The organism is Sporosarcina sp. P13, assembly GCF_002743055.1.
In the GTDB taxonomy this organism is placed as follows: Bacteria; Bacillota; Bacilli; order Bacillales_A; family Planococcaceae; genus Sporosarcina.
On record NZ_PDYM01000036.1, the window covers coordinates 20,048 to 31,717 of the forward strand.

Consider the following 11,670-nt stretch of genomic DNA (forward strand, 5'->3'; position numbering starts at 1 on the left):
TCTCTGCCTTCGTTAACTATCAGAAAATATGCTACAATACATCCAAACATGAAAGGAAGTGTAGAAATGACCTCATGTATTTTCTGCAAAATTGTAGAAGGAACGATCCCAGGTGAAAAAGTGTATGAAGATGAGCACGTCATCGCCTTCATGGATATTATGCCTGTAACAAAGGGCCATGTACTTTTAATTCCTAAAACGCACCGTGAAAATTTGTATGAGTTAACAGAAGAGGAAGCTGCTAATTTATTTAAAGCAGCACCGAGAATTGCCAATGCCTTAAAAGAAGAGTTCCAACCTGTAGGCTTGAATCTCTTACAAAATAACGGCTCATTCGCGGGCCAAACCGTATTCCATTTCCACATGCACTTCATCCCTCGCTACGATAAGTCGGACGGCTTGCATGTAGACTTCAATTCAAAAGTAGAGCAGTTCCCAATGGAAGTCATCTCTGAAATAGCAGGTAGTATTAAAAAAAGTTTACAAGGGTGAATGTTTAAAGGAAAACCGTTCATTCTGTAAATAGTCACAGACTTACAGCAGAGTTGCGCTTATGTTCGTTAAAGCGAAGCGTCAGGAGCATTGGTTTTAAGGTTGGCTTACCGCGGGCCCTCCGGAACGCGTTCGCCTGGAACGTAGCAAAACGGTGTACTTTCCACTACCCCATTCTTTTGTTTTTAGTACTTAATCCAAGATAATACTTTAGCTCTAATAATAATTTTTCAATCTCTATTGCCCATCCGCAGGTTGCATGCTTTAATAATATAATAATCTAAAAAAGGAGTGTTTTCTTCATGAAAGCGTCTACATTTTTTATTGGCCTTGCAGCAGGTGCTGTGACTTCAGCTATTGCCGTGCTGTACTCTACTCCACAACCAGGTAGCGAATTGCGCTCGAGCGTTAAATCCGCATCACTTGAAATGAAAGATAAATTGAAAGACGTAAAAGGTAAAGTAGCAGACCTTAAAGAATCTGTTACCGATTTATCAGAAGAAGCAAAAGAGATAGTTCCAGAGACTGTACAAGGGATGAAAGACTCTGTAGAGGACTGGAAGCGTTCCGCCCAGCACAATAAGAAACGACTAGAAAAAGAAATATCTGCGATCCAAACAGCACTTGAAGATCTCGAAAAATCATTCAGCACTCGCTAATGATTTCCTGCACTTCATTGCATTAAGTCAATCACCTTGCTAATCAACGTGTAAGAAAAGGCTGCAGAATATTGTCATAGCTATAGACGGTATTCTGTAGTCACTTACACACAGTCTCAATTATTTTATTATTCCGTCTTTTCTATTTGTTGCTTTTTTGGTATAATAAATAAAAAGATTGAAAGAAAGCGGGTGCCCTGATGGCAGAGCAAAATTTTTCACGTAAAGATGCTATGATCTTTAATCAACGCGTCGCCCAAATGTCCAAAGCATTATGGAAAGCAGTTGAAAAAGATTGGCAGCAATGGATTAAACCTTATGAGTTAAATATTAATGAGCACCATATTTTATGGATTGCCTACCACCTAGAAGGCGCCACCATTTCAGACATTGCGAAATTTGGTGTGATGCATGTCTCTACAGCATTTAACTTCTCCAAAAAGCTAGAGCAACGCGAACTCCTTTACTTTTCCAAGAAAAATGATGATCGCCGGAATACATATGTGACGGTAACAGACAAAGGTAAAGACCTTCTGATTGAAATGAATGCGAACTACCACAATGCGGATTACAGTGTTCTTCAAGGCTCCTTACCTATTCGCGAGATCTATGGAAAATTCCCTGAATTCCTTGAAGTGATGACCGTCTTACGTAATATTTATGGAGACGACTTCATGGATATTTTCGAGCGCGGTTTTCAGAACATCGAAAAAACATACGAAGATCAGAATGATTACCTTCAAAAGCTACAAGTAAAAAACTAAAAAGCCAATCATTTACGACTCGGTTTTTTCCTTTTGTTCACATATTCTGCTATGATAGTACAGACAGATGAAGAGGAGGTCTACCATGGTTCTCACGATTACCATTCTTTTTTCACTATTTTATCTTTATCAAATTAACAAAATGACATTTGCGCTTTGCCAATCTAAGGAGATTCCAGAAGAAAAACAGCCAAAGATTTATCGGACAGTCAATATCCTTATTACGATCCTCATTTTGTCTTTATATGTGGAAGTATTCTTCAGCGCTTAAAAGATTATGTAAGCCCACTCCTTGGGAGGAGTGGGGCTTTTTTTAATACAAGTATGCTGCACCTACAATAATCAACAAGATGAACAAAACAACAATTAGAGCAAAGCCGGATGTACCTGCTCCGCCTTGAGTGTAACCGCTCATGGAAGGCACCCCCTTTCACACTGTATCTTATGCGAATGGATAAATAAGCGATTGGGCACATCGATAACGGGAACCTTTTTGTTTTTCAAGCGTTTTATGCTATAGTATTATCTTGAATAGATTGAATAGATATTCAGATTAGGGGAGTTTTAAAATGAAAAAGAAATTTCTAGCATTTACACTCGCAGCATCCGTTGTCGCACTATCTGCTTGTTCAGGTGGAGATAGCGAAGTCGTTATGTCATCTAAAGCCGGAGACATAACAAAAGAAGAGTTTTACAAAGAAATGAAAACATCAGTGGGTGAACAGGCGTTGCAAATGATCATCCTTGAAAAGGTACTTGAAGATAAGTATAAAGTGGATGAGAAACAAGTAGACGCTGAGTTTGATAAGAACAAAGAACAGCTTGGAGAAAACTTCGAAGCATTCCTAGCACAACAAGGTCAAACACCCGACAGCTTCAAGAAAATGATTCGTCTAAACAAGTTACAAGAAGCAGCGTTAACTGACGGCATCGAAGTATCAGAAGAAGAGTTGAACAAACGTGTTGAGGAATCTCAAACAGAAATCAACGCTCGTCATATTTTGGTTGAAGATGAAGCTACTGCAAAAGAAGTTAAAGAAAAATTGGACAAAGGTGAAGATTTTGCGAAAGTTGCAAAAGAATACTCTACAGATCCAGGTTCTAAAGAAGAAGGCGGAGATTTAGACTGGTTCGCTTATGGTGTGATGGTTCCAGAATTCTGGAGCGCAGCATATGACCTAGAGCCAGGTAAAATTAGTGAGCCTGTTCAATCAGACCACGGCTTCCACATTATCGAAGTGAAAGAAAAGCGCCAAAAAGATGGTGAAAAAATTACTGACGAAAAGAAAGATGAAATTCGTCATGAGCTATTGATGGAAAAAGCAGACGAGAGTGAGCTATTGGCTAAAGTTTCTAAGTTAGTGAAAGACGCAGACGTTAAGATCAAGGACGAAGATCTAAAATCTGCTCTTGACCTATTCAAGATGGACGAAAAGCCAGCTGCTGAAGAAGAGCCTGCTGTTGAAAAAGATGGCGCTGAAGCAGAAGAAAAAGAAAGTAAATAAATAGTGAAAACTCCCACGACCGAAACATGTCGAGGGAGTTTTTTTAATATGAAATTTGGTATAAAGTATCTACTTATTTTCTTTTTCTTATTCAAATGTCGGTTTATAGAATGAACGATTATCCAGTGGGAAGACTCGCTCGGAGAATTCTCCTGGTGTGGTTTTGGACATGACGCGATTTAGCATGTTCATCTTCGCATCAATATTATCGATATAGTGTAGAATCTCAGCCTCTTTCAGCATTGGGCGCTTCGGACTTCCCCACTCCTCTTTGCCGTGATGCGACAGAACCATATGCTGCAACAACATCAATTCTTCGCCTTCAATCTCAAGTTCTTCGGCTGCTTTGGAAATTTCATTGACCATAATTGTGATGTGGCCTAATAAATTTCCTTCGATTGTATATTGCGTGCCTACTGGGCCGGATAGCTCAATGACTTTACCGATATCGTGGAGAATAATTCCCGCATACAGCAAATCTTTGTTCAATGTTGGGTACAGTTCCGCAATCGCTTTGCCGAGTTTCAACATCGAGACAACGTGGTCGAGAAGACCAGACACGTAGTCGTGATGATTTCTTGTAGCGGCTGGATACAACATGAAATCCGCTTGGTGCTTTTTCAATAAATGGCGAGTCAATCGCTGAATTTGTGGATTTTTCATTTCAAAGAAATACTGCATAAGCTCTTCAAATAATACTTCTTTGCTTTTTTCAGCAGAAGGCACCAAATCCGCGATTGTGATGCCTTCTTCTTCTTTTGCAGGGCGAATCGCTTTAATACGCAATTGGTTTTTCCCGCGGTATTCATGGACTTCTCCACCCACTTTGACGATGCTCGCGGCTTGGTACATTTGCGCTTGTTCTTCACCAGTGTCCCACAACTTCGCTTCGAGATCCCCGCTTTTATCTTGGAGAATCAATGTCATGAAAGGACTGCCTTGTTGGGTTACACCTTTAGTAGCTTGTTTGATCAATAAATACATGTCAACAGATTCGCCGACTTGGTATTCCATTAGTTTTTTCATTCATGGATCTCTCCTTCTACTGTTTACCAATCTCTATCACAGAAGTTTCACCTGACCATTTCAACTGCATATCTGCATGGCAAGTGAAATATAAAAACTGATGAGATGGCTGTAATTCTTTAATTATTTCTATCATACGCGAAAGTCTTTCATTATCAAAGTGAACAAATGGATCATCCATAATTACAGGAAACGGTGCCCGGTTCGAAAGTTCAGAAGCGAGTGCGAGCCGTAAGGATAGATACGCTTGTTCCTTCGTCGCTTGGCTAAGCTCATTAATCATAAAGGATTGTCCGCTAGCTGTCACTGCCTGAAAATATCCTTCAGCAGTTAAAGTCAATGTACGATAGCGATTTCCTGTTAAACAACTGAACCATGTATTCGCAAGCGTTAAAACAGCTGGTAATTGATGCTCTTTCCACCCACTCATCGTCTGTCGAATCGATTCCATAACGGCTTTTCTAACGACCCACTGTTTCGCTAGCTCTTCTAGTTCCGCTTTTTTCACTTCAAATAGCTGCTGCAGTTCACTATACGTCTGACTTGCTCCCATCTCTGTAAGTTTATGATCCATTTTCACTTGCTCATCTACAAGCGCTGTCACTTCTTTTCGAATAATTTGCAAACGCTCAGTCGTTTCCGTTCGCTGCCGTTCAAGCTCTGGTAATGTCCAATCAAATGTCAACGGCTTTTTCGAATACAATGCGAGCTGTGAATTAACTTCCGTTAGCTGCCTTTTCAATAACTGAGCTTCCTGATCGGTTTGATAGGCCGCATAGAATTGTTCTTTATCTGAAACATCCGGTAGACGAAATAATTCTTCTATCTCACGCTGAACAGTTGCCAGTAATGTATCCACTTCATTCAATTGACTATCAAGATCTTTAAGCAATTGCTTCCGATTATGATCCTTTTCCTTAGAAGCTTTCTGTTTCATAAGCTCTTGTCGCAGTTGTTCATAGAGTGTATCTTCGGAAATTGGCCCTAGCAACATTTCCACTTGATCGACCCATGTGCGTATTTGTTGTTTCCCATTTGCTAGTCGAAGTTTCCACGTCCGTTGCTCGGCGAGTATATCTTGGTATTCCCGTAGCAAACGGAAATTTTCTTGTAGATTACTTGTACTATCAATTGGATCCCCTTGTACCGCTTGTTGAAGTGCAATCCCTGCTTGTTGCATCTGATGATGTACTTGCTCCATTTCTGCCGCTAGCTTCTGTAGTTTTCGATCCAGCCTGTCAATCTCTGCTTCGAGTTGCTGACATTGACGCTGATGCTCCGCTACCTGTTCTTTTAAACGCTTCATCTCTTCTACATGTACTTCATGTTTATCAATGAAATCATGTAAATCTTCCATTGAATCAGGTTGCTTTTTCCACAACAAAATTCCAGCAACTATCGTGATTAAGCTGACTGTCACAATGAACCAATCTTGTTGCCACACACCATATGCGCCGATCAGAAGACCCATGACCATAAAGAATACAGGAATCGCACGGTTAGTGGATTGCTTTGCGACGGACACTCTAGCTTTTGCTTCATCCAATTGGCGTTTAAGCTCGGGGAGTTTTGCTAGTTGCTGACGTTCGGCATCTGTCGGCTGTTGATGTGCAAGTAAAATCTTTCGTTCCTCCGCTTCCTGACGTTCGCTTTCCGCTTCCGCCAGCATCCGGTTCAGTGCTTGTAATTGTTGCTCAGCAGTTGTCTGTTCTTGCAATAAAGGCTCCAATTGCCGTTCCCGCTGAATAGATAAGTCCATCTCTTCTATCGCCTGCTGTTGAGCGTCAGTTAGGCCTAGGCGTTGTTTAGATTGCTGTTGCTTCTTTTCTAGTGCTCGTATTTCCTGTTCTGCTGACAGGACATCCCCACGCAGACGATGCCACTCCGCTTCTTGTGCCACCCAACGTTCGATTTGACGTTGTTCATTGTCTGGCCGCATCACAATGGTTTCTGCGGTCAGTTGCTGCTCTTTAACGATACGCATTCTCTTTGACTGGAGTTCTGATTGTTTACTCGCTAATTCTTCATAACGCCGGATTCCATCTGCGGGAAAACTTTCACTCGGCAATGCTGCCAGCTGCTCGGTCACTTGTTTTTGTTGTTGCTGCAAAGGCATGACTTGCATAGCGACTCGGTGTTCTTCCGCCTGTTCATGTAACTGTTGTTCTTCGCGTCGCAACGCTTTAACACGTTCATCCACTTGCTGTTTTCGTATCGATAACGGTTCGAATGTCGCCAGTTTCTGCTGTTCTTTTTGCATAGCTAGTTCGAGTTCTTTCAGTTCTTTTAGCTTTTGATTCATCGGAGGATTTCGTCCAGCTTTTTTGAATAACGCAGCCATCTCTTTATCCATCTTCTTTTCTACTTTCCACAATGTATCAAGACCCGTCGTGCCTGATGCAAGCAATGTACGACTAATATCCGTTTCATCCATTCGTTCAAGTCCTTGTAACTGAAATAGTGAGAAGGAGAAAATAGCTTCAAACGCGGCTCGATCATATCCCCTCAAAAGACGTTTAAGTTCATCCTCACCCGTTTTACGTCCGTCTCCAAAATGTACCGTCACATCCCCCGACGATTTTCCGCGAACCCGCTCAATCATCCAAGGTCCAAATTCTTTGTCGTCTATGTAGAGACAGCCACCGTATTTCCCACCTGTTTTCGGTTCATAGCGAAGCTCCTGCTGATTCTTTTGTGGAAAGCCAAATAAAATATGAAGGATCGCTTGCTGAATCGTCGTCTTGCCTGCTTCGTTCGGACCGTATAGAATATTCATGCCAGCCTGCACATTGATTTCTACATCCTCGTGTTGACCGAATCCATAAAGAACAATTTTTCGGATCTTCATATCATCCCTCCTTCAATAATTCAGCTGCCAACAACGCTGTCGCCTGTTGTTCCAATTGCTCTCTATCGCTCAACGTCAGTCGTTCTATATAGCGTCCTGCCCGATGACCATATAGCTCGCTCATTAATTCATCCCAATCCTCTAGCTTCCAACTTGTCAACGTGTCCACTACCGGCTCTAATAGCGTATTTGAGAATTCACTAGTAGACGAAGACGGCCAATCAATCGTGGCAATCCAAACAAATGGCTCATTCAAAACATATTGTTCACGCAAAATATCAAGCCATTCTGATTCGGAAGCTGAGCGCTGTAAATTGTCAGCTAGTTCTTCCGTATCTGTCATAACTAATTCGATGATAATACTGCCTAGCTCAGCTACAACACCGTCAATCGCTTCCTGACATGCCGCTACCCAATCATCCGCATATTCAATTCCTCGACAAGAAACAGTCAGCGCTGTGAAAACAATAGCTGAAGTCGGGATGAACGTTGTGTTCGCTTGTTCACGTGATAAAGAAACATCATAAAATCCCTTGACGCCTTGTTCATTGCGATGCCGCCCTTGTATATTTCCTGGATAGACAATAGGTGGCTCTTGCGCCAATAACTGACGCTTATGTATATGACCGAGCGCCCAATAGTGATAGTTCTTTTGCTGAAGTTCGCTCACTGTAAATGGCGCATACACCGCGTGTGCAGAATCCCCTGCCACACTGCCATGCAACAGGCCGATATAAAGTCCATCTGGCCCCGCTGTTGCGTAGTCTTCAATCATCGGTTCCTTAACATGGCGTTGCGGATAACTAAAGCCATATATAGTAATCGTCTCGCCCCTGATCGTCCATTGCTTTTGCTCAACTTCATCCCCAAACACGTGAACATTTTCTGGTAAAGAAACACGTGTCCAATTTCCCGCTAGATGATCGTGATTACCATACGATAGAAAGACAGGAATTTGTGCATTTTCTAGTCGCTGCATCGCCTGCTGAAAACGAATCTGCGCGCGTAAACTTCGGTCTTCCCCATCATATATATCGCCAACGATGACGATGAAATCCGGACGTTGTTCCACCGCATACGCAATGAATCGATCAAACGCCGCAAAAGTTGATTGCTGTAATCTTGCTAGTTCATCCGGACCTGCAGCAGCCATTCCCTTAAATGGGCTGTCCAAATGTAAATCAGCTGTATGTAAAAAACGGATTGTCTCCATAAATACACCCCTCCCACGAATACTCGTTCTCTATTTTACCATACTCATTCCATCGCTGGAAAGCACAGACAAAAGCCTGCCATCTTCTTTAGATGACAGGCTCCGGCCATACTATTCTTTTCCTAATTGAATTGCCTTTTTTAAATCTTTTAATGAACGTGAAGGGCCATACATTAGTACACCGCCACGATAGACTTTTGCTCCAAACCATCCGAGGATACTAATCGTCACAACCATAATCGCAATCGAAAGTAAAGGCTCCCATAATGGAAGATCGAGCATGCCGACACGCAAGAACATGACTAATGGTGTAAAGAACGGTATGAATGAAGCGATCTTCAAATAGCCCATCTCGGGATTTCCAAGACCTGTTGCCGCGATGATGAATGCGGCCACCACGAGTAATGACATAGGCATAATCATTTGCTGGACATCTTCCGTCCGACTTACAAGTGATCCGAGCAATGCGGCAAGTGTCGCATACAAGAAGTAGCCTAGTAAGAAGAACACCACCGCATATATGAGTGTACTCACTTCCAGATTTTCCAAACTAAAGAACGCTGAAAAACCATTTTCTTCCCCGACAGAAGTTAGTTTATAAGCAAGCAAACCCGCTGCTCCGTAAATCAAGATCTGGACAATTCCAAGTGATCCAATCCCTAGAACTTTGGCAAACATATGCTTTACCGGAGATACACTGGATATCAAAATCTCCATTACACGTGAGGACTTTTCTGTCGCCACCTCTGTCGCAATCATTGAAGAATAAATAATAACCGCAAAATAAATGACGAACATGAGCACATACACGAGAACCCGTGCCGAGTTCAATTCATCTTCTGATTTAGCAGAAGCCGAGACGTTTTGCTTGTCAAATTGAATAGGCGTAAACAATGTCGCCACTTGTTCACCAGAGAGCGATAATTTCTCTGCATTCACTTCGGTTTGAATGGATTGCAGTGCGTCTGCCAATGTAGAAGAGAGGTATTGGTCGACCAAGCTACCTGTCGTATAAGTCGCTTGAATTGTATTTGAAGCATCAAAATCCAATTCTATAAATGCATTAATTTTTTCATCTTCTACTTGTTGCTTCAACTGTGCTGTTGTTTCATCCGAGCGCTCAATCGTAATCGCTTCATTACTTTGCTTGAGCTGAGCTTCCAGACGGTCTACTAACACGTTGCTCTCGTCTAGCACCGCTACGACATCTTCTTTGCTATCGCCCATTACATTACTTACGGTCTTAATAAGCGTAGGTAAGTTTGCAAAGAGAAAAATCCCCGCAACCATGATTAATGTGGTGATGAAGAATGATTTCGTCTTCGCCTTCGTAACGAAGCTTTGCTTAAATATTATCCAAAACTCACGCATTCTCTTCACCTACTTTCGCGATAAAGATATCTTGTAACGAGGGTTCTTCAATTTCAAAATGGCGGATCGGTCCTTTTTGTAGTGCTGCCTGCAATAATTGATTGGCTACTTCGTCATCGTCTACTTGGAACACCGCCCCATCTAATGAGTGATGAGCAGTTTCGACACCTTTAATGGAGTCTAAGTCACTTAGGGAAAAGTCAGCATGTAGCCTAACATTTTGTTTACCAAAGGATCGTTTGACATCTCGTAACTTCCCGCTGACAAGTTGTTGTCCGTGATGAATGATACTGAGCTGTTCACATAATTCTTCGACGTGATCCATCCGATGACTAGAGAAAAGAATCGTCGCGCCACTATTACGGAAATCAATAATTGCTTTTTTCAACATTTCAACATTCACCGGATCGAGCCCTGAAAACGGTTCATCGAGAATGAGCAATTTTGGATCATGCATCAATGCCGCAATCACTTGGATTTTCTGTTGATTTCCTTTTGATAATTCCTCAACTTTTTTATTCGTGTAATGGGGCACTTCGAATCGTTCTAGCCATTTCAGCGCGGCAACTTTTGCATCTGATTTATTCATCCCACGTAATTGACCGAGAAAGACTAATTGTTCATGTACTTTCATCTTCGGATACAGCCCTCGTTCTTCTGGCAGATAACCGATTTGAGGACTTGTTGCGTAAGAAATCTTCTGGCCATTCCACGCGATGGATCCTTCCGTTGCCGTAAGTAAACCAAGAATCATTCGAAATGTCGTCGTCTTGCCTGCACCGTTCGCTCCGAGAAAGCCGTACATCGTTCCTTCTTCCACAGTCAATGATAGACGATCTACTGCAGTAAAACCTCCGAATTTTTTAGTGACTTGTTCTAGCTGTAAAGCCATTCATATCATCTCCTTTATATTCTGTCTATTCTAGGTCTACGAATTAGAAAGAGTTTCGTTTCACTTTTTATTAATCTATTAAAGATATCGCTTACAAATCTTAATGAATCACTATTAATTTATCTGAATTCATAGTATACTTGTCAAAAGTTAATGGAGGCGATTGGATGAAAACTTACAAATTGACTGCTTATGAGAAAAATGGTTCGCTAATTACGGAAGAGACATTCACGGCGGAGACTGATGACGCAGCGAAGGAGCAAGGGCTTCAACTGCTTACCGAGAAAGATTTATTGGAGCGTACACATCGACTCGCTTCTCCACTAGGAAAGCTATTGTTATTCCATTCGTAAACGAGAGACTGTTCCCCACCATTGGTGAGGCAGTCTTTTTTTGTGCTGTTTAATACGTGCAGGTTCCTGAATGCTATATTGATTGGCTTTTTGTCAAATACCCATTTGTGTTGGATCGTTGCGCGACTTCTTTCGAAACTGAAATTAGTAAAGGTCAACTTTCTATCAACGCTGCGGCACGTGGGGGATTGCCTCCCGCCATGAGCCAACAAGCGAAGGTCGCGCTAGTTGTCTCATAGCTTCGGCTGACCCCGCAGTTGTGCCTACGCTAGTGCGTACAGTGTAGTGTTGGTAGTCTTTGGAACTTACTGAATTTCACTTTTTGACTTCAATGTACTTCGCTAACTAATACTACTAAAAAAAACGAAGGCGCCTTACAAGCGGTAGGCGGAGCAATGAGACAGATAGGCGTTCTTCCTGTCTGGCTCATTGCGGGAGCCATCCGCCAGCGCCGTAGTGGGTACAATGATGAATTACTAGCTACATACAGAAGCGGATTGAAGTGGCTTGAACTTACCAAATTCCTTACTAACTTCAAAAAACTATG

Annotated in this window: 12 protein-coding genes; 6 read left to right on the forward strand and 6 right to left on the reverse strand. The window is 42.0% G+C overall.

What is annotated here, in order from left to right:
• Positions 1–66: 66 nt before the first annotated feature.
• From CSV79_RS13535 to CSV79_RS13550, 4 genes are all read left to right on the forward strand, one after another.
• The gene (locus tag CSV79_RS13535; protein WP_099689594.1) at positions 67–492 is read left to right on the forward strand and encodes an HIT family protein; all 426 of its coding nucleotides are present in this window, start codon (positions 67–69) and stop codon (positions 490–492) included.
• Between the two features lie 302 nt (positions 493–794).
• Positions 795–1,151: a YtxH domain-containing protein gene (locus tag CSV79_RS13540; RefSeq protein WP_099689595.1), complete on the forward strand. Its 357-nt coding sequence runs from the start codon at positions 795–797 to the stop codon at positions 1,149–1,151.
• A 200-nt stretch (positions 1,152–1,351) separates the two neighbouring features.
• Positions 1,352–1,915: an HTH-type transcriptional regulator Hpr gene (locus tag CSV79_RS13545; protein ID WP_099689596.1), complete on the forward strand. Its 564-nt coding sequence runs from the start codon at positions 1,352–1,354 to the stop codon at positions 1,913–1,915.
• An 85-nt stretch (positions 1,916–2,000) separates the two neighbouring features.
• Complete coding sequence (locus CSV79_RS13550) at positions 2,001–2,186, forward strand: hypothetical protein (RefSeq protein ID WP_099689597.1); 186 nt, start codon at positions 2,001–2,003, stop codon at positions 2,184–2,186.
• Between the two features lie 42 nt (positions 2,187–2,228).
• Here CSV79_RS13550 and CSV79_RS13555 read toward each other — a convergent pair whose 3' ends face one another.
• The gene (locus tag CSV79_RS13555; RefSeq protein WP_099689598.1) at positions 2,229–2,330 is read right to left on the reverse strand and encodes a YjcZ family sporulation protein; all 102 of its coding nucleotides are present in this window, start codon (positions 2,328–2,330) and stop codon (positions 2,229–2,231) included.
• 154 nt (positions 2,331–2,484) lie between these two features.
• On the opposite strand from CSV79_RS13555, the gene CSV79_RS13560 reads away from it, so the two are divergent.
• Positions 2,485–3,420, forward strand: a complete 936-nt coding sequence (locus CSV79_RS13560) for a peptidylprolyl isomerase (RefSeq protein WP_099689599.1) — start codon at positions 2,485–2,487, stop codon at positions 3,418–3,420.
• Positions 3,421–3,507: 87 nt separating this feature from the next.
• Here CSV79_RS13560 and yhaM read toward each other — a convergent pair whose 3' ends face one another.
• The 5 genes from yhaM to CSV79_RS13585 form a co-directional block, all read right to left on the reverse strand.
• Positions 3,508–4,446 (reverse strand): 3'-5' exoribonuclease YhaM, encoded by a 939-nt coding sequence (gene yhaM / locus CSV79_RS13565; RefSeq protein ID WP_099689600.1) that lies wholly within the window; start codon positions 4,444–4,446, stop codon positions 3,508–3,510.
• A gap of 16 nt (positions 4,447–4,462) precedes the next feature.
• Complete coding sequence (locus CSV79_RS13570) at positions 4,463–7,294, reverse strand: AAA family ATPase (protein ID WP_099689601.1); 2,832 nt, start codon at positions 7,292–7,294, stop codon at positions 4,463–4,465.
• A 1-nt stretch (position 7,295) separates the two neighbouring features.
• Positions 7,296–8,507 (reverse strand): metallophosphoesterase family protein, encoded by a 1,212-nt coding sequence (locus CSV79_RS13575; protein ID WP_099689602.1) that lies wholly within the window; start codon positions 8,505–8,507, stop codon positions 7,296–7,298.
• Positions 8,508–8,618: 111 nt separating this feature from the next.
• Positions 8,619–9,878: an ABC transporter permease gene (locus tag CSV79_RS13580; RefSeq protein WP_099689603.1), complete on the reverse strand. Its 1,260-nt coding sequence runs from the start codon at positions 9,876–9,878 to the stop codon at positions 8,619–8,621.
• A complete protein-coding gene (locus CSV79_RS13585; protein ID WP_099689604.1) occupies positions 9,871–10,770 on the reverse strand; it encodes an ABC transporter ATP-binding protein in 900 nt (299 codons plus the stop codon). The genes CSV79_RS13580 and CSV79_RS13585 overlap by 8 nt, the downstream gene beginning before the upstream one ends.
• A gap of 167 nt (positions 10,771–10,937) precedes the next feature.
• Between CSV79_RS13585 and CSV79_RS13590 the strand changes: the two genes are divergently transcribed.
• A complete protein-coding gene (locus CSV79_RS13590) occupies positions 10,938–11,123 on the forward strand; it encodes a YhzD family protein (RefSeq protein ID WP_099689605.1) in 186 nt (61 codons plus the stop codon).
• The last annotated feature ends 547 nt before the right edge of the window (positions 11,124–11,670 follow it).

Coding starts and splice junctions, on each gene's coding strand:
- CSV79_RS13535 (WP_099689594.1), top strand. CDS start 67: ATGACCTCATGTATTTTCTGCAAAATTGTAGAAGGAACGATCCCAGGT.
- CSV79_RS13570 (WP_099689601.1), bottom strand. CDS start 7,294: ATGAAGATCCGAAAAATTGTTCTTTATGGATTCGGTCAACACGAGGAT.
- CSV79_RS13575 (WP_099689602.1), bottom strand. CDS start 8,507: ATGGAGACAATCCGTTTTTTACATACAGCTGATTTACATTTGGACAGC.
- yhaM (WP_099689600.1), bottom strand. CDS start 4,446: ATGAAAAAACTAATGGAATACCAAGTCGGCGAATCTGTTGACATGTAT.
- CSV79_RS13545 (WP_099689596.1), top strand. CDS start 1,352: ATGGCAGAGCAAAATTTTTCACGTAAAGATGCTATGATCTTTAATCAA.
- CSV79_RS13580 (WP_099689603.1), bottom strand. CDS start 9,878: ATGCGTGAGTTTTGGATAATATTTAAGCAAAGCTTCGTTACGAAGGCG.
- CSV79_RS13550 (WP_099689597.1), top strand. CDS start 2,001: ATGGTTCTCACGATTACCATTCTTTTTTCACTATTTTATCTTTATCAA.
- CSV79_RS13540 (WP_099689595.1), top strand. CDS start 795: ATGAAAGCGTCTACATTTTTTATTGGCCTTGCAGCAGGTGCTGTGACT.
- CSV79_RS13585 (WP_099689604.1), bottom strand. CDS start 10,770: ATGGCTTTACAGCTAGAACAAGTCACTAAAAAATTCGGAGGTTTTACT.
- CSV79_RS13555 (WP_099689598.1), bottom strand. CDS start 2,330: ATGAGCGGTTACACTCAAGGCGGAGCAGGTACATCCGGCTTTGCTCTA.
- CSV79_RS13590 (WP_099689605.1), top strand. CDS start 10,938: ATGAAAACTTACAAATTGACTGCTTATGAGAAAAATGGTTCGCTAATT.
- CSV79_RS13560 (WP_099689599.1), top strand. CDS start 2,485: ATGAAAAAGAAATTTCTAGCATTTACACTCGCAGCATCCGTTGTCGCA.